This is a genomic window from Peteryoungia desertarenae (assembly GCF_005860795.2).
Lineage (GTDB): Bacteria > Pseudomonadota > Alphaproteobacteria > Rhizobiales > Rhizobiaceae > Allorhizobium > Allorhizobium desertarenae.
This window is the reverse complement of the sequence record NZ_CP058351.1, coordinates 668,918-689,585: the sequence shown is the minus strand read 5'-3', so window position 1 is coordinate 689,585 and position 20,668 is coordinate 668,918. Positions and strand designations below refer to the sequence as shown.

Annotated in this window: 17 protein-coding genes and 2 pseudogenes; 8 read left to right on the top strand and 11 right to left on the bottom strand. The window is 56.4% G+C overall.

The annotated features are described in order from the left end of the window. Positions 1–2: 2 nt before the first annotated feature. From FE840_RS20515 to FE840_RS20495, 5 genes and pseudogenes are all read right to left on the bottom strand, one after another. A complete protein-coding gene (locus FE840_RS20515) occupies positions 3–1,100 on the bottom strand; it encodes a BMP family ABC transporter substrate-binding protein (protein ID WP_138287585.1) in 1,098 nt (365 codons plus the stop codon). Between the two features lie 23 nt (positions 1,101–1,123). Next, positions 1,124–2,503: an amidohydrolase gene (locus tag FE840_RS20510; protein WP_138287586.1), complete on the bottom strand. Its 1,380-nt coding sequence runs from the start codon at positions 2,501–2,503 to the stop codon at positions 1,124–1,126. A 433-nt stretch (positions 2,504–2,936) separates the two neighbouring features. Beyond that, positions 2,937–3,754 (bottom strand): annotated as a pseudogene (locus FE840_RS20505) (IS3 family transposase). A 294-nt stretch (positions 3,755–4,048) separates the two neighbouring features. Continuing rightward, entirely contained in the window at positions 4,049–4,426 is a 378-nt protein-coding gene (locus FE840_RS20500; RefSeq protein WP_138287587.1) for a type II toxin-antitoxin system VapC family toxin, read from the bottom strand. Next, a complete protein-coding gene (locus tag FE840_RS20495; RefSeq protein WP_138287588.1) occupies positions 4,423–4,716 on the bottom strand; it encodes a type II toxin-antitoxin system Phd/YefM family antitoxin in 294 nt (97 codons plus the stop codon). The genes FE840_RS20500 and FE840_RS20495 overlap by 4 nt, the downstream gene beginning before the upstream one ends. Before the next feature lie 229 nt (positions 4,717–4,945). Here FE840_RS20495 and FE840_RS20490 point away from each other — a divergent pair. The 5 genes and pseudogenes from FE840_RS20490 (at position 4,946) to FE840_RS20470 (ending at position 12,836) form a co-directional block, all read left to right on the top strand. Next, positions 4,946–5,798 (top strand): annotated as a pseudogene (locus FE840_RS20490) (helix-turn-helix domain-containing protein). 706 nt (positions 5,799–6,504) lie between these two features. Next, complete coding sequence (locus tag FE840_RS20485; protein WP_246318976.1) at positions 6,505–7,431, top strand: TAXI family TRAP transporter solute-binding subunit; 927 nt, start codon at positions 6,505–6,507, stop codon at positions 7,429–7,431. Positions 7,432–7,495: 64 nt separating this feature from the next. Next, the gene (locus FE840_RS20480; protein ID WP_138287590.1) at positions 7,496–9,568 is read left to right on the top strand and encodes a TRAP transporter permease; all 2,073 of its coding nucleotides are present in this window, start codon (positions 7,496–7,498) and stop codon (positions 9,566–9,568) included. A gap of 184 nt (positions 9,569–9,752) precedes the next feature. Then, positions 9,753–11,504 (top strand): sensor histidine kinase, encoded by a 1,752-nt coding sequence (locus FE840_RS20475; RefSeq protein WP_138287591.1) that lies wholly within the window; start codon positions 9,753–9,755, stop codon positions 11,502–11,504. Continuing rightward, entirely contained in the window at positions 11,505–12,836 is a 1,332-nt protein-coding gene (locus FE840_RS20470) for a sigma-54-dependent transcriptional regulator (protein ID WP_138287592.1), read from the top strand. Positions 12,837–12,851: 15 nt separating this feature from the next. Here the strand turns inward: FE840_RS20470 and FE840_RS20465 are convergent, their stop codons facing one another. Both FE840_RS20465 and hppD read right to left on the bottom strand, forming a co-directional pair. Further along, positions 12,852–13,115, bottom strand: coding sequence for a helix-turn-helix domain-containing protein (locus tag FE840_RS20465; protein ID WP_246318957.1), 264 nt, complete (start codon positions 13,113–13,115; stop codon positions 12,852–12,854). A gap of 306 nt (positions 13,116–13,421) precedes the next feature. After that, positions 13,422–14,534 (bottom strand): 4-hydroxyphenylpyruvate dioxygenase, encoded by a 1,113-nt coding sequence (gene hppD, locus FE840_RS20460; protein ID WP_138287593.1) that lies wholly within the window; start codon positions 14,532–14,534, stop codon positions 13,422–13,424. Between the two features lie 120 nt (positions 14,535–14,654). Between hppD and FE840_RS20455 the strand changes: the two genes are divergently transcribed. From FE840_RS20455 to FE840_RS20445, 3 genes are all read left to right on the top strand, one after another. After that, positions 14,655–15,125: an Lrp/AsnC family transcriptional regulator gene (locus tag FE840_RS20455; protein WP_138287594.1), complete on the top strand. Its 471-nt coding sequence runs from the start codon at positions 14,655–14,657 to the stop codon at positions 15,123–15,125. Positions 15,126–15,669: 544 nt separating this feature from the next. Then, positions 15,670–16,971: an NAD(P)/FAD-dependent oxidoreductase gene (locus FE840_RS20450; RefSeq protein WP_138287596.1), complete on the top strand. Its 1,302-nt coding sequence runs from the start codon at positions 15,670–15,672 to the stop codon at positions 16,969–16,971. 10 nt (positions 16,972–16,981) lie between these two features. Beyond that, a complete protein-coding gene (locus FE840_RS20445) occupies positions 16,982–17,335 on the top strand; it encodes a DUF5368 domain-containing protein (RefSeq protein WP_138287597.1) in 354 nt (117 codons plus the stop codon). Between the two features lie 74 nt (positions 17,336–17,409). On the opposite strand, the gene FE840_RS20440 is transcribed toward FE840_RS20445, so the two are convergent. Genes FE840_RS20440 through biuH form a run of 4 tightly spaced genes read right to left on the bottom strand, consistent with a single transcriptional unit; the run spans position 17,410 to position 20,660 of the window. After that, the gene (locus tag FE840_RS20440) at positions 17,410–17,757 is read right to left on the bottom strand and encodes a cupin domain-containing protein (protein ID WP_138287598.1); all 348 of its coding nucleotides are present in this window, start codon (positions 17,755–17,757) and stop codon (positions 17,410–17,412) included. Beyond that, complete coding sequence (locus tag FE840_RS20435) at positions 17,750–18,415, bottom strand: cysteine hydrolase family protein (RefSeq protein ID WP_138287599.1); 666 nt, start codon at positions 18,413–18,415, stop codon at positions 17,750–17,752. Before FE840_RS20435 ends, FE840_RS20440 begins: the two co-directional genes overlap by 8 nt. After that, positions 18,415–19,962 (bottom strand): ABC transporter ATP-binding protein, encoded by a 1,548-nt coding sequence (locus FE840_RS20430; protein ID WP_138287600.1) that lies wholly within the window; start codon positions 19,960–19,962, stop codon positions 18,415–18,417. The genes FE840_RS20435 and FE840_RS20430 overlap by 1 nt, the downstream gene beginning before the upstream one ends. After that, positions 19,959–20,660 (bottom strand): biuret amidohydrolase, encoded by a 702-nt coding sequence (gene biuH / locus FE840_RS20425; RefSeq protein ID WP_138287601.1) that lies wholly within the window; start codon positions 20,658–20,660, stop codon positions 19,959–19,961. The genes FE840_RS20430 and biuH overlap by 4 nt, the downstream gene beginning before the upstream one ends. Positions 20,661–20,668: the final 8 nt, after the last annotated feature.

The following is a 20,668-nucleotide window of genomic DNA, read 5'->3' as shown; positions in this document are numbered from 1 at the left end:
GGTCACGTCGGAAGCGGCGTTGTGACACCTTTCACATGCCAGTCCATGCCGACGATTTCGCCAGTGGTCAGCGTTGCGCCTTCGGCAACGCCAACACTGCCATCGGCCTTCGTGATCGGGCCGGTGAAGGGCGAGAAGCTTCCATCGGCAATCTTGGCTTCGATTTCGGAGATCTTTGCGACCGTCTCGGCGGGAATATCCGGGTTCCAGTCCACGACCTTGACCACATTGTCGGCAACCCCAAGGAAGGCATTGGCTCCCTGGAACGTACCGGCCAGATGCGCGTCAACGGATGCCTTGAAGAAGGGTGACCAGTCGGTTGCAACGCAGCCCAGATAGGTCTTGGGCGCGTAGCTCTTCATCGAGGAATTCAGGTTGAAGGCATAGACGCCGGCCTCTTCGCACAGCGAAATGACCGAGGGCGTATCCTGCGCATTGGAGAAGATCACGTCACAGCCCTGGGACATCAATGCCTTGGCTGCTTCCTGCTCCTTTGCCGGATCAAACCATGTATTGACCCAGACAACGGAGACCTCGATATCCGGATTGACGGTCTGGGCACCCAGGGTGAAGGCGTTGATCGAGGTAATCAGTTCGGGAATTGCGAAGGCGGAGACAGAGCCGAGCTTGCCGGTCTTGGACAGAGCAGCGGCTGCCATGCCCATCAGATAGGTCCCCTGGAAATACTGCGCCGCAAAGGGCGAGAAGTTCGGCGCCACCTGAAAGCCCGATGCATGCAGGACCGAGACCTTCGGATTGCGCCGTGCAATCTGCAGAGCGCCATTCTGATAGCCGAATGAGCCCGCGATCAGGAAATTGTTTCCGTCGGCAACAGCCTTGTTCATGATGCGATCGGCATCCGGGCCCTCGACAATGTTCTCAAGGACCGTGACCTTCACCCCGTCGCCATAGGCGGCGATAACCGGATCCAGTCCGGCCTTGAGGGCATGGCCCCAGCCGACATCGCCGACCGGCGAGGGGACGACAAGCGTGATCCCAAGAGGCTCGGAGGCGGTCGCGAAACGGGTGCCGATTGCCGCTGCCGCACCCGTTGCGGCAACCGTTTTCATCAGTGTTCTGCGTGTAATGCTGGTCTTCATTCTGTTCCCCTGTTTTTGATGTTTCAGAATTGAATGGTCGCAAGCGCTTCTTCGGCCCGGGCGGCAAGTTCTGCCTCGTCGAACCCCGGAAATTCTCCCTTGGCCCAGACGATCCGGCCGTTGATCATGGTCAGATCGGTCGGCATGCCGATGCCCAGCTTCGCCAGCAGGCTCAAGGGGTCGTGGCGCGTTCCGACATAATCCATGCGTCGGGTATCGATGGCAAAAAGATCCGCCGCCATGCCGGGTGCGAGCCGCCCGATGTCGGCGCGGCCCAGAAGATCTGCGCCTCCGGTTGTCGCATAGCCGAGGAAGTCGACCGGTGCGGGTACCGGATGCTGGCGTTGTGAGGCCATCAGGCATTGGAGCATATATGCGGAATGGATGCAGTGCATGAGATTGGAATTGTCATTGGAGGCGGCGCCGTCGCAACCTAGTCCAATCGTCAGACCCAGCGCCTGCATCGCGGGAATATCGGTGACTTCCGCCCCGACCAGATAGACGGGTTCGGGGCAATGGGAGACGCCCGTTCCATCAGATGCCATGCGTGCAAGTTCCGTGTGGCTCAACTCCCAGCAATGGGCATAGAACGCATCTGCGCCCGCAAAACCGATCTCGGCACAGTAATCGACCGTGCGCCGGCCATGGCGTGCTTCGATGACCCGACTTTCGCCTTCGCCGACATGGGTATGCATCCGCACCCCCTTGTCACGCGCCAGCGCCACCGATTGCTCGAAGGTCTCGCGATAGCAATTGACCGGCTGGCAGGGGGCGACCACCATCTGTCGCATGCTGAAGGGCGATGCATCGTGATAGGTCTCGATCAACCTCTCGCAATCGGCGATGAACTCGTCCGTCGTCTCCAGCATTTCATCAGGAATGGTCGATCCTTCGGACTTTGGCAGAGTATTGCCACCTCGCCCAGCATGGAAACGCATCCCGATCCGTTCCGCCGCCTCGAACTGACGGTCGATCAACCGTTTTCCGGCGTGACGGGGAAAGCAATACTGGTGGTCGAAGGCCGTCGTGCAGCCATGCTTGATCAGCTCGGCCATGGCGGTCAGCGACGAATGATAGAAACAGTCTTCGGTCAATCGGGAGAAGACCGGATAGATCCTGTCGAGCCAGTCGATGACGGAGAGTTTGGTCCAGTCGAGATCGGCGCGATTGCGAACAAATGTCTGGAAGAAATGGTGATGGGTATTGATCAGTCCGGGATAGACAAACCAGCCGCTTGCGTCGAGCCTCTGCGCGTTCGCGGCATTGGCGAGACGTGAAAGCCCCGGTCCGATTGCCTCGATCCTCGCTCCAGAAGTCAGGATATCGACATGTCTGAGAACGCTCGGACCTTTTCCCTCGTTTATGATGACGGCTTCGCAATCCGTCAGGAGGTAGTCAGCCATGCACCACTCCGACGCCGAGAGACTGGCCGGAATGATAGCGGAAAAACTGGCAGCACGTCCTACAAGGCATGGACATCCTTCATGACTCGATCCGCGTCGTTCTGAACCTCGGGCGTGCTGAATGACGCCCTCAGCTTTATGGAGGCTTGCATATTTTTTTCGCACTTGCAATATTGACTAAAAAGTGTGCGAACGACGCACTGCTTACCAGCCATGGGTGAGCGAATTGCAGATTTTGCGGGAAGCGCGAAACAGGAAATGCGGCTGCTCGCATAGCCCTATGGAAAAAGATAAGGCCATGCATTAAGCCCAGAAACATCCGTTGCTGGCGCAGCCATGATGCCCCTTCAGGCGAACCGGTCGATTGTGAACCAGTGGGGCTGCGGATTGAAAATCTGTATTGACCCAGCTGAATCTGCACAGTTTATGCCGCTCATGCGAATGTCTGAGCGGGTCTTTTCATGGCCAGGGCCTGATGTGGGCGCAGGTGATTGTAAAAGCTCAGATAGCGGCCAAGGGATTTTCGTGCAGTGCTGACGCTGTCATAGGCTTTGCGATAAACTTCTTCATACTTGATCGTCCCCCACAACCGCTCGACAAAAACATTGTCGCGCCATGCGCCTTTTCCGTCCATGCTGATCTGGATGCCTGCCTGTTTCAGCACGTCGGTAAAGGCCGTAGACGTGAACTGGCTGCCTTGGTCCGTATTGAATATTTCCGGTTTTCCGAATTTGGCCAGAGCCTCCTCGACAGCCGCCAGGACAAGACCCGCCGCGTGAAACAGTCGACGATGGCTGCCAGATAAACAAAACCCTTGGCCATCGGAATTTAAATTATGTCCATTGCCCAGACCTGATTGGGTTTTGTGACCGCCACGTTGCGCAGCAGATACGGGAATACCTTGTGACCCGGCTCAGGCTTCGACGTGTTGGGACGGCGATAAATCGCCTCAATCCAGAACTCCGGCTTTGGTGAGCGCTCCGGATAAAAATCATTTTATAGCTTCAGCTGGCCGATCTTGGCATGGAGCGTTTTGATATCCACTACAGGAGCATGATCTTCAACACGGGTTTCCGCGCCAAAAATCCCGGTCGCCCCCTCAAGCAATTGGTCTTTCCACTGCTTGATCTGGTTAGCGTGAACGTCAAATTCCTGTGAAAGCTCCAACATGGTCTTCTCGCCTTTCACGGCGACAAGCGCCACTTTGGCCTTCAAAGCAGGTGTATGATTACGTCTTGGTCGTCTGGGCATGCTCTCTCCTGTCACCCGGCATAATGCCGATTTCAGACAGAAATTACACTGATCTCACCTGTTCAGATTTCCCGAGCCACCTCTGTGACGGGCGGTACATGTTTCCGGCCTTCCTCTGCCAGTTTCCACCGGTTTCTCAGGGGACCGCCCTGCACTTACATCCTGATCATCCTTCCCACAGGTTTTTCCGCACGACAGAATAGGATCTCATCGCCGCGCTCTGCCAGGTCGACGAGCTCCTTAAACCGTTAGGTTGCTTCTTCGATCTCTACGAGAATCTTCAACGAGCCATCCTCACCATATGCGTTCGTTGAGCAGTGTGTCGAACACAAGATCCGTCGAAATCAACGCGCAGTGCTCCAACCGGGCCTGAGCAGCAAGGATTCGGTCCCAGGGATCGCGGTGGTCCCAGTCGAAACTAGCTGCAAGCTCTGCATGCAGATCGGTGATGGCCAATGTTTTGAGGCCACTTTCCGCCACGGCTGCCCTAAGCTCCTGCGGTCTGAGGTCGAGCTTGTTCAGTCGCATCTTGTTGTCCAGTTCATAAAAGGAAACGGCGCTGACAAGGATGACATTGGCTTTGTTCTCAACGAGTGATCGTGCCGTTGCAGACAAACGATTGCTACCAATCAGCCACCAATAGACGGTATGGCTATCAAGTAGTGCTTTCATTTGCTGGGTTCGGCACGCTGGACGTCGCCCTGCCATATGCCGGTATCGTCATTCCAGTCGCCTGCATCGATGGCGGACTGTACGGGATCTGGTTGATCGAACAGATCATCGGGCAAGCGACGATGGCAGAGGAGGCCGAAGGGCCGTTTGCTGCCATCGGAGGCCGGGCCGATTTTGGCGTAGATTTCGTTGCCGCGCATGATCACGATCTCTTCGCCCTGATTGGCGCGTTCAAGGACTTGGGCGAATTTCTTGCGCGCTTCGCTTACGTTGTAGCTGGTCTGGGGCATTTTTGGCCTCCGCATTCGGATTTTGCGGGGACGATAGCAGGGAATTCGACTATGTACAATCTTCATGTACGTTTGAAATTTGATAACGGGTTACTTGTCGGTGGTTAAAGCGCTAACCGGCTAGGACAACATGTAGGGAACTACAATATTTCTATAGAGTTCCCCTATGCAATCATCTATTATGATTTCAATGGCTTAAGATCTCGCAAAGATTGGCATAGTAGCCCTGATGGAGCTGGCATTCCGCGCCGGGATCGAATTGGCGCGTCTGGTCGAGCGGATTGCGCGTTCGCCGGTCGAACAGGAGTGGATCGAGCGCACCCGCTTAACCGATGCCCGCGCCTCGCTGTGGATCGACGGCGAACTCGTCCATCTCGAACACATCATCCTCCATGACGGCACGAAGGAAATTCGCAAACCCACACTTGAGCTGACCATCGCCCGCGACGTCCTGTTCACTCGTCGACGGATCGTCGGCCAATCCCTGGATTGGGCGCTTTCTGCCGATGGCATCCGTGCGCTGCGGAAAACGTCGGAGATCGGGTCAGGCGGCGGGGACGAGGCGACGACAGCCGGCGTTATTCGGGCGGCGGTCGCTAACGACGCGGAAGGGGAGGGGGATCATGGTGACGATGTCAAAGATCTGCCCGGCTCGACGAATCGCGCAACGTTCTGCGTCAGGCCGAAAACCTGCCGGCAGTGCTGCAGGCGATCATCGCCCTCGATGCCTGGAACGAGGTGTCCGTGCTTCAGCACGCCCCCTGGCTCGGTCGGCACCGGCATCGCCACCGGGAAACGCGGTTGCTCGGGATCGCCCTCGGGCTTTTGGCGGCCGCCGACATCGGCATGAAAGAGCATGACCGGCTAACGCTGGCCAGGACGATGATGGACCGAAAGCTGGAGGGGCGACGCACCTCTTCAAAACTGCCGGAGTTGGTCGAGTTGGTGATGGCGAGACCGCTGGTGTCCACCGGCATGGTCGTCAAGACGCTCGGCGTGACGCCGCAGGCGGCGCGGCGGATTGTTTTGAGCTGGGCCTCAGGGAGATGACGGGGAGGTTTCGGGCGTGGGGAATCCAATAAAGTTTCAAAACTCAACTTGGACAGTGGCGGGAGAGATTGACGCTAACTCACTCATAGATCCTCGCGCCCCTGTATATCGCAAACTGGCCAGATGTTGCCCGACTGAGTCAATCCTTGTCAGGTTGTCGCGCTGTTAAGGCGCAAGGCAAGACCATCGGGGCAGATGCCGATCGCGGATCCAGCAGCGGAAACACCCCCCCTGTCGTCAACAGTGGGCGTGACATGCGGGAACGTCACCCCTGCGCCGGGCGACCGTTTCGATTTCTTTCGCATGCCTGACCATAGCGACATTGCCGCTACCAGCCGATGAAGGACACACTGTGGAGAAGAGCCCGTAAACCTGACATCGCACTTAAAGCCATCAAATCCCTGCCCCTCAGAGGGTATAGCGGAGATCTTGCGCTTGTATGGAGCAATCAACGCGCAAGAAATTGCTGACATCAATTGGAGCGATCTTGCTTTTTTGTGTTGTAAAACAGGTTGATAAAAGAGATTCATCAAGCCGATCCATGTCAAAGGCAGGAAGCTGCCAGATCCGTGGTGGCCTTTTGCCACGAACTTTGGTTGGCCACGTCCTCTCGGTATTTCCAGCTGATGCACCGCGTGATTAGGTCCCTGCGCGCAGAGGAAGCGGGACGACGATCGGGTTGCCCGAAGCGCGTTGGAGGGATACATGACGAAGAAAGTGATACGCGTTTCGCGCGTGATGATTTCTGTTGCAGCTATGGCGCTCATGCCTGTAGCCGCCCAAGCTGACCAGTTTATCAACATTCTGACCGGTGGCACCTCGGGTGTGTATTATCCTATCGGAGTTGCCCTTTCCAAGGTTTATGGAGAAGGCATCGAAGGTGCTCGGACACAGGTCCAGGCGACCAAGGCCTCGGTTGAAAACATCAACCTTCTTCAGCAGGGCAAAGGCGAATTTGCCATTGCTCTCGGTGACACGGTGAAACTGGGCTGGGAAGGCGATGCGGACGCTGGTTTCAAGGCTCCGCTTGACAAGCTTCGCGGCATAGCCGCCGCTTACCCAAACTTCATTCAGATCGCGGCAAGTGCAGAGAGCGGTGTCGTTTCCATTACCGACATCATGGGCAAGTCCATGTCTGTAGGGGCCGCAAAATCCGGAACTGAGCTCAATGCGCGTGCGATTTTGGGTGCCCTGGGGATGAGCTACGATGATTTGAGCAAAACGGAGTATCTGCCCTTCGCTGAATCAATTGAACTCATGAAGAACCGCCAGTTGGACGCCACTCTGCAATCTGCAGGTCTGGGTGTGGCTTCGCTGAAGGATCTTTCCACATCGGTTGCAACGACGATTGTGTCCATACCGCCGGACGTCGCTGACAAGCTCGGAGCGCCCTATGTGGCCGCAGTCATTCCTGCCGGTACATATGAAGGTCAGACGAAGGACGTGCAGACTTTGGCAGTAGGCAACTACTTCCTGACCCATGCAGATGTCAGCGAAGAGACAGTCTATCATATGACCAAGTTGCTGTTCGACAACCTCTCGGAATTGTCCGCAGCCCATAAAGCCGCAGAGGCGATCACTCTCGAAGGTGCCTTGCAGGGGATGCCTGTACCGCTTCATCCGGGTGCAGAGCGCTACTACCGCGAAGTCGGCCTGATCAAGTAACCAGGCCAAGGGCGAATTGGGTGGGTGTCGTTGACCCCTCCCTTTTTCTTTTCGGGAGAAACGAATGACTAAGACTGACGATGGTGCCTCGTCTGCTCATGATCCCCTTGCTGCAGGGTTTGCGGCAACGCGCGAGGGTCGATTGCTGTTCTGGATCGCAGTTACCTTTTCTGTATTTCAAATCATGACTGCCGCCCATCTGGTCGATTTCGCGAGCCAGATCACGCGCGCCGTCCATGTTGGCTTCTTGCTGCTTCTGGTATTCCCACTGCTCGCGCTCCAGCGGACAAACAGCTTGGGCACCAAGCTGGTGGCATGGGCGCTTGCAGCACTTGCTGTTTTCCTGGCTGGCTATCAATGGGTCGAATACGAGCCTTTGCTTCTGCGCGCCGGAGACCCGCTGGATCGGGACATCATGGTCGGGGTCCTGACAATCGCACTGATCTTCGCAGCAGCCTGGGTCCTGATGGGCCCAGCTTTGCCCGTCATCGCTGGCCTGTTCCTCGCTTATTGCCTGTTTGGAGAATACCTGCCCCCGCCATTCGATCATCGGGGCTATGACTTTGCACAGGTCATCGATCACATGGCTTTCGGTACAGAAGGGATTTACGGCATCCCGACATATGTTTCGTCGACGTTCATCTTCCTGTTCATCCTGTTCGGGGCATTTCTGGAAAAAGCTGGCATGGTCAAGCTGTTCACAGACGTCTCCCTTGGATTGGTTGGTCATAAGACCGGGGGTGCTGCAAAGGTGTCGGTCCTTGCATCCGGACTTATGGGTACGATCTCCGGTTCTGGCGTCGCCAATGTTGTCACAACTGGCCAGTTTACCATTCCCCTCATGAAGCGCTTTGGCTACCGACCTGCTTTTGCCGGCGGCGTAGAGGCGACTGCATCCATGGGTGGCCAAATCATGCCGCCGGTCATGGGGGCTGTTGCTTTCATCATGGCCGAGACGCTGGGAGTGGATTATATCGAGGTTGTAAAGGCAGCGCTCATCCCGGCAATTCTCTATTTCGCTTCCGCTTTCTGGATGGTGCATCTCGAAGCTGGTCGGATGGGTCTCAGAGGTTTTTCCAAGGAAGAGTTGCCCTCTCCGATACAGGCGATCAAAAGGAGCTGGCATCTTCTTCTGCCGCTCGCGATCCTCGTATGGTTGTTGTTTTCGGGCTATACCCCGCTGTTTGCGGGGACGGTTGGGCTAGGGCTCACGATCATGCTTATTTTGGGTGGCAGCGTGGCACTTGGTCTTCCGAGCGGGACCATTCGCGTGATGTTCTGGGTGCTCCTGGGTCTCGGAGCCGGGGCTTTCCTGCAATGGGGCATCTGGGTCGTTGCGTCGGTGGTCTTGCTGCTTGTCGTTGCCTCCATCTTCGTCAAAGGCGGGATGGAAACACTTGGCGCATGTCGTGACGCGCTGGCAGACGGGGCAAAGACCGCCCTGCCTGTTGGTATCGCCTGCGCCTTGGTCGGGATTATCATCGGAACCATGACACTGACCGGCGCCGCCAATACCTTTGGCCAGTTCATCGTTGGAATAGGCAAGGAAAGCCTTTTCCTCAGCCTCGTCCTCACCATGATGACGTGTATCATTCTTGGGATGGGTATTCCGACGATCCCCAACTACATCATCACATCGTCGATTGCGGGCCCTGCGTTGCTGGAACTGGGCGTGCCCCTCATCGTCAGCCATATGTTCGTGTTCTATTTCGGGATCCTAGCTGACCTGACACCTCCCGTCGCACTTGCCTGCTTTGCCGCTGCTCCTATCGCAAAAGAACGTGGGCTGACGATTAGTCTGAATGCAGTCAAGATCGCCGCGGCCGGTTTCGTCATCCCGTTCATGGCAGTCTACACGCCAGCCCTGATGTTGCAGGAGGGTGGGCAACTTGCAAATGCAATCGGATATGCACCCGCGGTTGCCTATATTGTCATGAAGGCACTGATTGCGATTGGCCTTTGGGGGGCGGCTGTCGTAGGATGGATGGGACGCCGTTTGAAGCTTTGGCAAAGGGCTCTGGCCCTTTCGGCAGCAGCATCGATGATTGTCGCTCTTCCCGGCACTGATGCATTGGGCTTCGTACTACTATTTGGCTTTTTCGCCTCGCTTTTCGTACGCCGGCGCTCGCTGGCTTAAAGCTTCTGAAAAGTGAAAATCTGCTATTGCAACATCCAGCACCCGGTCGTTGCACGTCGGGTGCTGGGCGGGGCGTTGGATGATTGTCTCAAAGGCGAGCCATTAAAATGATAGAAAGAAAGCCTGTTTCGGTTTGCATATATTGTCCGCCGGAGACATTTGCGATGGATCTGGTATATTTGAGATGACCACCAGGCGTAGCGCATTCGTCCCGACCGTTGCTGCTCTTCTTGCCGCCTTTATCGGATGGTTCCTGTCTGATCGGCTCATAGTCTCAGCCGCCAGATCGGAACTTGATCAATCCCTGCTGTTGACCTCAAGAGCGGTAAGGGCCGAAATCGATCGCTTCAGATCTCTTCCGGACGTCGCAGGCGAAGATGGACGCATCCGCGCGGCGTTGATAGATCCCGCCTATTTAGACGATGCCAACCGCTACCTTGAAACGATTGCCCGCCACGCGGGTGCTGCGGAATTGTTTCTCATCAATAAGTGGGGAACGACCATCGCGGCATCAAATTGGAACAGGGCGGGCAGCTTTATCGGCCAGGACTATAGTTTCCGTCCGTATTTCAGCCGTGCGATGATCGATGGCCATGGCGAGTTTTACGCTATCGGTGTGACAACTGGAGTACCAGGCTACTTCTTGTCCACGAGGATTTTGAACGGCGATGTCCCAGGTGTCCTGGTTGTTAAGGTCGATCTGAAACCGCTTCAAACCACCTGGCAGAATGCCGGGGCAGATATTGCGCTAGCCGATGCCGACGGGGTCGTCTTTCTTTCTGGCAAGCCGCGCTGGATTTATCGTCCGTTGTGGCCTTTATCGACTGACAGCATTCTGCGACTTGAGGAAAGCCGTGCCTATGACGGCGTGAATCTCAGTCGGGCACAGCCGCTCTTTGAACTGTCTTCCCATTCTCCTGACATCCGGGGATCGGGTGCAATCGGCAGACTGATGGTGATGCCCGAGACAAACTGGCGGATCGTTGCGACACGGTCGTCTTCCTGGATTGCCGCTCAATCGATAGGATGGGCTGCATTTGCGGCACTTGCCACGTTTGGCATGGCCCTGCTGTGGAAAGTCGTTGATCAGCGCAGACAGATCCTTCAGTTGAAGTTGCAGCAGTCAGACAAGCTTGAAACTATGGTCGAGGAAAGAACCCGCGACCTGGCAACAGAAGTCGAAGCACGACAGCAGGCCGAGATTGAGCTGCGGGCGGCACAGGACAATCTGGTTCATTCGGAAAAGATGGCAGCGTTGGGTCGGATGTCGACAGCAATTGTTCACGAGATCAGTCAGCCGCTCGCTGCCATGGAAGCGACATTGACGGCTGCACAACTATCTCTCCAGCCAGCCGACCAGGCGAATGTTGGCCGGATCGATTCCGCAAAAGCTCTCGTTCGACGCATGCAACGCACCACCAAGCACCTCAAGAGCTTCGGTCGCAAGGAGAGTGGTGAACGTTGTCATGTTGATCTGCGAGAAGTGCTGAAGTCTGCAGCAGATCTTGTTCATCCACGCAGTCGTCTTGCCGGGGTCGAGCCGCAACTGCTGCTTCCGCCGGAACCGGTTCTGGTATTGGCGGGCTCCGTCCGCATGGAACAGGTCGCAGTGAACCTGATGCTGAACGCTCTGGACGCCACGGAAGGGAAATCTAATTCGAGCGTGGTTGTCAGCCTTGCGGTCGTGGATGGAAATGCCGAAATCCGCGTTCGAGATACAGGAATAGGTATTGCACCCGACATGATCCATAAAGTGACGGAACCTTTTTATTCTTCAAAGACGCAAAGTGATGGCCTGGGTCTGGGCCTCTCCATTTGCAAAGCGATCCTGACAGAATTTGGTGGCCGTCTCTCGATTTCCTCCGTTGAGGGATCGTGGACAGAAATCATCGTTGAAATGCCTCTCGCGCATCTCGCCAGTGGAGGAGAGAACTAGATGGGTTGCCTGCTGATAGTTGACGATGACAGGGATCACCTGACGGCATTATGTGACCTCATGAACGCGTCTGGCCACACTGTGACGGGCTTTGAAAACGCAAGCGATGTCCTTGCTTTCCTCCAGACCTCTCGCGCAGACCTGATTCTGACGGATTTGAGGATGCCGGGAATGACCGGTCTTGAGCTCATGCATGCTGTCAAGCAAAGGGACATAGACCTCCCGGTTGTCTTGCTGACGGGTCATGGTGATGTCGGGCATGCCGTTGAGGCAATGAAGGCCGGAGCCGAGGATTTCCTGGAAAAACCCTACGACGCTGAGCACCTTGTCCAGGTTGTAGAGCGCACTCTTGCTGCCCGCGCTGCTCGGCTGGAGGTCCTTCGGCTACAGAGCGTGATCGGTGCGCAGGCTGACGCTACTCTACTTGGCCGATCACGCGCTATTCTTGAATTGAGGCAACGAATATCAGCGATAGCATCATTGGATGTTGATGTGGTGATCATCGGTGAGACCGGAACTGGCAAGGAGTTGGCCGCGCGAGCCCTTCATGCGAGCAGCAACAGAGCTGAAGGACCTTTCATTGCCATCAATTGTGCTGCACTGCCTGAAGCGATGGCGGAAGTGATCCTCTTCGGACAAGCAGCCAACGCTTTCTCGGGTGTCGGAGGGGCTCGACACGGGAAACTGGAGGCGGCATCTGGTGGCACTTTGCTCCTCGATGAAGTTGAAGCCATGTCGGCGAGCGTTCAGGCAAAGCTTTTGCGCGTGCTTGAAGAGCGCCAGGTCGAGCGGTTGGGGGAGACCTGTCTCAGGCCCCTGGACATTCGGGTGATCGCGACGAGCAAGAGAGATTTGCGTCTTGTCGATGGGTTCAGGGCCGACCTTTACTATCGCCTCGCTGGCGTGGAGTTGAGAACGCCTTGTCTCAAGGAGATGGGCGAAGATATTCCGCTTTTGTTCTCCCATTATGCTGAACTGGCTGCACGACGCTATGGTCGTGTTGCCCAGGCTGTCGATTGGCGATTGGAGCAATATCTCAAACGGCGAGCCTGGCCTGGAAATGTTCGGGAGTTAAAGGCCGTCGCAGAAGCGCACGCACTTGGGATTTCCACGCCGAGCCCGGTGGGTATGTTTGTACAATCCTCTGGGGCATTGGCCGAGCGCGTCGCTCAGTTTGAGGCAAGGGAAATCGCCGCGGTTCTGGATCGCCACCGGGGCAATACACAACGTGCTGCCGAAACACTTGAAATTCCGCGACGCACCCTGAATGACAAGATGCGTCGATATGGGCTGCTTTCCTCGAAGTCTGCCCGCTCCAATGATACTTATTGATCTTTTTGCCGACTACTAGGTCCTGTTGACAAAATATGGCTGCCATACTTTGTCAACAGAACCTAGGTCACGGACGGCGCGCTGATTGGTTCTGACGCTCTTGCCGGTCGCGTCGGCAATCGTTTGATAGGACGGCCACGCCTTTTCGGTGTGGCCGTTCAAATGCGTGGTGACGATATAGAGCCCCAACGATCGCGCGTTGTCGCTCAGATCCTTGTCGCAGCTCAACTGCCGAAGCCATTGCAGCTTCACATCCCGGAATGGACGAGGCGATGTCATGGCTGCCCCCCAGTCCGACGATCCCCTTCTGCCGCCGCACCGGAGTCCGTCAGGCAACCTCCTCGCTTTGAGCTCAGACTTACATTGACAGTCCCGGTTGAAGAGGGCCAAAACGCCTTCGACAAGTCAAGTCTAAGTGCTTGAAACTCAACATGCGATTTGACGATCAACCGGCAGCAAGAAGCGGATTTAATCCCAAAGAAGGCGGATAGCCTTGTCTGGCGACGCAGGGCCTTTGGACCTTCAAAAGGCCATCCGGCTGCTGGCTTGTCGCAGCCGGATGGCGAAGTCATGGCTCAACAAGCCTTATTCGGCGGCTTCCTTGCCGATCACGCCACGCGCAAGCTGGTCTGCCTCGATGGACTCGAAGAGTGCCCTGAAATTACCCTCTCCAAAGCCCTCGTCACCCTTGCGCTGGATGAATTCGAAGAAGATCGGCCCAATCACCGTCTTGGAGAAGATCTGCAGCAGGATCTTTGTCATGCCGCCGTTTACGACACCCTCGCCATCGATCAGGATGCCATGCTGTTTCATCCGCTCGATCGGCTCGCTGTGACCGTTCACCCGTTCGAATGACATGTCGTAATAGACATCCGGGGGACCCGGCATGAAGCGGAGCTGATTGGCTGCCAGACGATCGGTCGCGTCATAGATGTCTTCGGTTCCGACAGCGATATGCTGAATACCTTCGCCCTTGTATTTCTTCAGATACTCCTCGATCTGGCTGACATCGTCCTTGGATTCGTTGAGCGGAATACGGATCTTGCCGCAGGGCGAGGTTATCGCGCGGCTGACAAGCCCCGTGATGCGACCGTCAATGTCGAAATAGTGAATCTGACGGAAGTTGAAGAGATTGCGATAGAAGTCCCACCAGGTGTCCATATTGCCCCGATAGACATTATGCGTCAGATGATCGAGGTAATAGAAGCCAATGCCCTCCGGCTTCGGGTCTCGAGCTCCGATCCAGTCGAAATCCGCGTCATAGGCTGAGCCCTTTTCACCATAGAGATCAACGAAATAGAGAAGCGACCCGCCGATCCCGACAATGGCCGGGACATCAAGCGCCTTGTCATTACCTTCATAGGGGACAGCGCCATTTTTAACCGCATGCTCGAAAGCATGCTGTGCATCCACCACCCGCCAGGCCATGGAGGGCGCGCATGGGCCATGGTCGCCAACGAAGCGCATGGCATGGCTGTCCGGCTCGGCATTGACCAGATAATTGATATCGCCCTGGCGCCAGACGGTGATCTTCTTCGTCTTGTGCCGGGCAACGGGTGCGTAGCCCATCTGGCTGAACAGGGTCTCCAGCTTTTCGGGCTCCGGGTGAGCGAATTCGACAAATTCGAAACCGTCAGTGCCGGCGGGATTGTCCGGCGTGATCATGGACGGTGCGGCATCGTGCGGAAAGGGACCCATAAATTCCTCCTCTTTTCAGGTGAGGTGATTGTGAGCCTTTTCTGGCGAAAAGTTCTTGCAAATTTAGCAGATTAGGAGAAATTTGCGCATAGTCTGTGCAAATATTACGGAATTCATGCAATGAATGCGCATCTTGACCGCTATGATCTCCGAATTCTTGACGAACTGCAAAAGGACGCGCGGCTTACCAATAATGAATTGAGCGAGCGGATTGCGCTTTCGCCGTCCCAATGTTCGCGGCGCCGCTCACGCCTGGAAGAGGATGGTTTCATTCGGGGCTATCAGGCAAAACTGGATCGGCAGAAACTCGGGCTGGATCTTCTGATCGTCATTTCGGTGACCCTTTCGACGCATAACCGGGACAATGCGCAGAAGTTTGCAAGACTGGTGCGCAGCCTTCCTGAAGTTCTTGAAGCCTATGCGCTGACGGGGGAAATGGACTATCATCTGAAGGTGGCCGTTCGGGGCCTGCAGGATCTCTCGCGCTTCGTCAATGACGTGCTCCTGCCGCATGAATCGGTCATGCACGTCAAGACATCGATTGTGCTGGATGAGCTCAAGGGCTTCGAGGGCTATGGCCTCACGGCATAGGACCCGTTCCTGGTCGGTCAGGGCGAAGACGTCGCCGACACTTCTTGAAGCCAGCGACGTCGAGCATGATCGGTTCTGTTGCTTTGGACTGGGGTCAGTGTCGCGAGGTTGATACCGACCGCATCATCCATATGCTTCATGGCCGGCAAGGTCAGCGCCATATCCGGCAGGGTCTTTACCCGGGTATTTCATCAGATCTTCATCGACCTCTGGCGCAGCCAATCGCAAGATCGGCTGTTCTATCGTCTTGATCCACAGAGCCTCGAAGCCGTTTTCAGCTTTTTGGCCATACGAAGGGCCAGAACATAGGGTGATTGATATTCCCGGAAAAGTGGCACATGCTGCAGCGCTTCAATCAAACCAAAGTATGCTTTGATAAATATAAAAAGTCATATATATTTTCGCATGCATGGATTTCGGTTCTGCTAGACGCTCCAGTCTTCGCTGCCTCAAGTGCGATCGATTTGGATGCCCGAACAGGTTGGGTGCGCAGCGAAATCGATCGGCAAGCAAACTGAAACGTGGTTTCAGGGGGAGGTGAAGTGTGAATACGAACAGAAGGCAATTCCTGGGACTGGCGGCAGGTGGCGTGGCACTCGGTGCAGTGCCGCTTGCCACGGTGCGGGCGCAATCGGTGAAGACCAATGCGCGGATCTTGATCCTCGGTGCTGGTGCTGCCGGTGCTGCACTGGCCAACCAGCTCTCGGACAGGCTTGAGGGTGCCCGGATCACCATCATGGATGCCCGCAAGCAGCATTATTACCAGCCAGGTTTCACCCTGATTGCGGCGGGCCTGAAGCCCGCTGACTATTCGGTCTCCACTACGGCTGAATGGTTGCCGCGCGGAACAGAATGGATCGAAGAAGCTGCCGCCGAAATCGATCCGGAGGCCAAACGCGTTGTGACGACAAGCGGCAAGACGGTTGAGTATGACTTCCTGTTCGTCACGACGGGTCTGAAGCTCGATTATGACGCGATTGAAGGCATGTCGGTCGATCTGATCGGCAGGGACGGCATCGGTTCCGTCTATGCGGGCCCGGATTATGCACAGAAAACCTGGGAGGAGATGCGACGCTTCACCGAAAGGGGTGGCGTCGGCCTCTTCTCCAGGCCGGCCACGGAAATGAAATGCGCTGGTGCGCCGCTGAAATACACCTTCCTGACCGAGGACTATGCGACGCGGAAAGGCACCCGCAGCAAGACCAAGCTCATCTATGCGGCAAACAACAAGTCGCTTTTCGGTGTACCGATTGTCAGCGAAAAGGTCCGCATGCTGTTCGAGGAGCGTGGCATTGATACGGTCTATGATCATGTGATGACGAAGATTGATCCGGTGCGCAAGATTGCCACTTTCGCCACGCCAGAGGGTGAGAAGGAAATAGGCTATGACTTCACCAATGTCATTCCGCCCATGCGTGCCCCGGATGTGATCCGAAACAGCCCGCTGCCCTGGACGGATAAATGGGTGGATCAGGGCTGGGTCGAGGTCGATCAGAAGACGCTTCGCCATCTGCGCTATCCGGAGGTCTTTGCTGTCGGTGACATTGCCGGCGTTCCAAAAGGCAAGACTGCAGCCAGCGTCAAATGGCAGGTCCCGGTTGCTGTTGATCACCTTGTGGCACAGATCGACGGGCGCGAAAGCAAAGAGGTCTATGACGGCTACACGTCCTGCCCGCTGATAACCCGCATCGGCAGCGCCATGCTCATTGAGTTCGACTACAAGAACAATCTGGTGCCTTCCTTCCCAGGCTTGATCGCCCCGCTGGAAGAGCTCTGGATTTCATGGCTGATGAAGGAAATCGCATTGAAACCAACCTACAACGCCATGCTGCGCGGTCGCGCCTGAGGAGGACATCATGAAGGAAATGACGCTCGGCATGCTCCTTGCCGTATTCGAGGAAATCTTTGGTTCGACCCTCTTCTGGGTCATGGCGGCAACGGCTGCCGTCATCACCCTCGCCTATCTTTATGTGCTGATCCGCGACCGGCAGGTTTCCTGGCGCAAATTCCTATGGGCGCAGGTTGCCATGCCCTTTGGTGCCGTGGCGGCTGTCTGGTTCGTTCAGGCCATCACGCGCTCGGGTTTTGCCGACATAGGAGGGCCAATTGACGTGATTGTGCTGCTCGGCGTTGCGGCCATGGGTGCCGTGGGTTTGGCAGTCCTCGTCTACACGGTTCAGTCCCTGCTCAATCCCCCGGCAAGGGGCTGACGATGAGAGGTATGGCAGATCATTCCACGAGGTCTGCCATACCTCGCCCGATACGGATTGATTGCCGCAAGGGGTTATTGTTCGGAAAGGATCGTGACGGGACGATCCCACTGGATCAGGACAACGCATCCGGTATCGCTCCATACCGAATGCTCGCTCCCCATCTCGTTGACGACGTAAGAACCGACACCGTAATCGCCAAATTCGTCTGACTGAACGCCGTGCAGGACGAAAATCGTCTCAAGGCCTTCATGCCGGTGGCGGGGTACGGATGCGCCGGCCTCATAATTCAGCAATGCGACGCCCGGCTGGTCGAGCTCGAAAGGTTTGATCCAATGGACGGTCACGCCCTCCCTGAACCATTCGAATTCCAGCGTCTTCCAACCGCCGTTCAACAAGCTCTCACGCGTCGTTTCAGGCATTGATCCCCTCCAGAACGTCCGTGAGATGAGCCGTCCAGCCCACGATCCCGCCCTGGGCCCGGATCATCTCGAGTGCAGCCTGCTTGAACTCGGGGAAGTAGCTCGCCGTCGCCTCCTCCACGAGCAAACAGTCATAACCACGGTCATTGGCCTCGCGCATCGTCGTTTGCACGCAGACTTCCGTCGTCACACCCGCAAACACCAGCTGACGGATGCCTCGCTCCTGCAAGATGTCACCAAGCCTTGTGGCATAGAAAGCGCCTTTGCCCGGCTTTTCGATGACGAGTTCCCCTTCGATCGGGGCCAGTTCAGGCAGGATCGCAGTGCCGGGTTCCCCCGCAATCAGAATGCGGCCCATGGGGCCGTGATCGCCGATACGCAGGGTCGGGTTGCCGCGGTTGCGTTTGGCGTCCGGCAGGTCAGACAGGTCCGGCTTGTGACATTCCTGGGTGTGAATGACGGGTAGCCCGGCATTTCGGAAGGCTTCGAGCAGCCTCTTCACTGCCGGGATGATCACTGAAACGCGGCTGACATCATTGCCCAGTGTCTCACCAAAGCCGCCGGGCTCCGTAAAGTCACGCTGCATATCGATGACAATGAGCGCAACAGACCTGGGGTCGAGCGGGAAGGGGAAGGGGAGAGCCTTGATTTCCAACATCAGTGATGCCCCGCCATATGGGCGCCGATGACGCCGACCTCGGCATCGCGTGCCGCTGTTTCGAAAACCAATCTTCCGTCAGACATCACCAGAATCCGATCACACATTTCCAGAAGTTCATCGAGGTCTTCCGAAACCAGAAGCACTGCTGCACCGCTATTGCGCGCCTTCATGATGCGTGCCCGGATTTCGGCAACGGCGGAAAAGTCCAGACCGAAACAGGGGTTCGACACGATCAGCAGATCGACCTCGCCGGTAAGCTCCCGTGCCAGAACCGCGCGCTGGACATTGCCGCCGGAAAGTGAGGCGATCGGCGAGGCCGGCGAGGCTGTCTTGACCTTGAACTCTGAAATCAACCCTTCGGCCCGACGGCGGATTTCCTTGGGATTGATGAAGCGCGCCAGGCTTCCGTCAAGTCTCAAGTCGAAACTGCGAAAGGCAAGGTTTTCCGCGACACTCATTCTGGGCGCACAGGCATTCTGCAGCGGTTCTTCGGGAATGAAGCGAACATTATGGCTCCGGCTTTCGGCCCGGGTAGCGCGATAGGCTGTATCCTTAACCCGTATCTCGCCTGCTTCAACGGGTCGCTGACCCGCCAGGATCTCCAGCAGTTCCTTTTGGCCATTGCCCGAAATTCCGGCGATCCCCACGATTTCCCCGGCGCGCACACTCAGCTCGTCGATGACGATTTCCTTCAGTCCGCTGCGGTCTGCGGCCCGGACCTTCCTGATGTCCAGAACGCTTCTCCCCTCGTCGTGAACGGTTTTCCGGCTATCAAGCTCGACAAGACGGACATCGCCGATCATCATCTGGGCCATGTCATGCGTTGTCAGCTCTGACGTTGCGCCAGACCCTGCCAGTTTGCCCTTCCGCAAAACCGATACATGATCGGCAAATTTCGTCACTTCGTGAAACTTGTGGCTGATCATCAGCGCCGTCAGTTCACCACGTTCTGTCATGCCACGCACCAGACCCAGCATGTCATCGGCCTCTGCCGGAGTGAGAACCGATGTCGGTTCGTCAAGGATCAGAAAGCGGCGTCCGAGATAGAGTTGCTTGATGATTTCAAGCTTCTGCTTCTCTCCGGCAGCGAGTTCGCGAACCGGCCGGTCAAGCGGAATCTGGAAGGGCATCCTGTCCATAAAGGCCGAAAGGGCCTTCTTCTCAATCGTCCAGTCGATGACAGCGGGCACTTCATTTCGACTGATCACAAGATTTTCCGCACCAGTCAGCGAGGGAACCAGCGTGAAATGCTGGTAGACCATTCCCAGGCCGTGGGCGGCGGCGTCCCGAGGCGAGGCGATCTCCACCTCCCGGTTTTGTATCAGAAGCTGCCCGGAAGTCGGTCGATAGAACCCCATGATACACTTGACGAGTGTCGATTTGCCGGCTCCGTTTTCGCCAAGCAGAGCGTGGAACGAGCCAGGCTGAACCTTGATCGACACCTGGTCGAGCGCGGTAAAGCTCCCGAACCGCATGGTCATGGATGCGGTCTCGATGCCCAGGGCCTTGTCCGTTTTTCCAGGCAGGGCAATCTCTCCACTCATGGCAACTGGCTCACAAGTGTTGTCGAATTCGAGACGGAGCCGAAGACCCCGCCCTGCATCTTGACCATCTTGATCGCCGCCAGATGGTTGCCGTAGTCCGTCGCGCCGCAGCAGTCTTCCAGCAGGAGGCATTCGAAACCGCGGTCATTGGCCTCGCGCATGGTGGTCGATACACAGACATCCGTGGTGATGCCCGTCAGGATGATGTTTTCGATCCGCTTCTGGTTCAGAATGAGTTCCAGATCGGTTGCACAAAAAGATCCTTTGCCAGGCTTGTCGATGATTGTCTCACCGGGAAGGGGGTAAAGCTCGGGGATGATGTCCCAGCCGGGTTCACCGCGGACAAGGATGCGACCGCATGGGCCAGTATCGCCAATTCCGGCACCTATGCGTTGGGAGCGCCACCTTTTGTTGGCAGGCAGGTCGGCAAGATCCGGGCGATGACCTTCACGGGTATGAATGATGTGATAGCCCTTGGCGCGCATGGCGGCCAACACCGATTTGATCGGTTCGATCGGCGCCTGCACCAGCGATAGGTCATAGCCCATGTGGTCGACATAACCGCCCTTGCCGCAGAAATCCGTCTGCATGTCGATGATGATCAGAGCGGTGTTGTCGGGTCGAAGCTCGCCATTATAGGGCCAGTTGTAGGGGTCACCTTCAATGTAATGGGTCTTCCGATCGATCATCTTGTCCATGCTATGCT

Bases quoted from the DNA above. Each gene is read 5' to 3' on its own strand.
- FE840_RS20480 (WP_138287590.1), top strand. From the start codon at position 7,496: ATGACTAAGACTGACGATGGTGCCTCGTCTGCTCATGATCCCCTTGCT.
- FE840_RS20485 (WP_246318976.1), top strand. From the start codon at position 6,505: ATGATTTCTGTTGCAGCTATGGCGCTCATGCCTGTAGCCGCCCAAGCT.
- FE840_RS20510 (WP_138287586.1), bottom strand. From the start codon at position 2,503: ATGGCTGACTACCTCCTGACGGATTGCGAAGCCGTCATCATAAACGAG.
- FE840_RS20500 (WP_138287587.1), bottom strand. From the start codon at position 4,426: ATGAAAGCACTACTTGATAGCCATACCGTCTATTGGTGGCTGATTGGT.
- FE840_RS20445 (WP_138287597.1), top strand. From the start codon at position 16,982: ATGAAGGAAATGACGCTCGGCATGCTCCTTGCCGTATTCGAGGAAATC.
- FE840_RS20430 (WP_138287600.1), bottom strand. From the start codon at position 19,962: ATGAGTGGAGAGATTGCCCTGCCTGGAAAAACGGACAAGGCCCTGGGC.
- FE840_RS20455 (WP_138287594.1), top strand. From the start codon at position 14,655: ATGAATGCGCATCTTGACCGCTATGATCTCCGAATTCTTGACGAACTG.
- FE840_RS20440 (WP_138287598.1), bottom strand. From the start codon at position 17,757: ATGCCTGAAACGACGCGTGAGAGCTTGTTGAACGGCGGTTGGAAGACG.
- FE840_RS20515 (WP_138287585.1), bottom strand. From the start codon at position 1,100: ATGAAGACCAGCATTACACGCAGAACACTGATGAAAACGGTTGCCGCA.
- FE840_RS20435 (WP_138287599.1), bottom strand. From the start codon at position 18,415: ATGTTGGAAATCAAGGCTCTCCCCTTCCCCTTCCCGCTCGACCCCAGG.
- FE840_RS20475 (WP_138287591.1), top strand. From the start codon at position 9,753: ATGACCACCAGGCGTAGCGCATTCGTCCCGACCGTTGCTGCTCTTCTT.
- biuH (WP_138287601.1), bottom strand. From the start codon at position 20,660: ATGGACAAGATGATCGATCGGAAGACCCATTACATTGAAGGTGACCCC.
- FE840_RS20465 (WP_246318957.1), bottom strand. From the start codon at position 13,115: ATGACATCGCCTCGTCCATTCCGGGATGTGAAGCTGCAATGGCTTCGG.
- FE840_RS20470 (WP_138287592.1), top strand. From the start codon at position 11,505: ATGGGTTGCCTGCTGATAGTTGACGATGACAGGGATCACCTGACGGCA.
- FE840_RS20495 (WP_138287588.1), bottom strand. From the start codon at position 4,716: ATGCCCCAGACCAGCTACAACGTAAGCGAAGCGCGCAAGAAATTCGCC.
- hppD (WP_138287593.1), bottom strand. From the start codon at position 14,534: ATGGGTCCCTTTCCGCACGATGCCGCACCGTCCATGATCACGCCGGAC.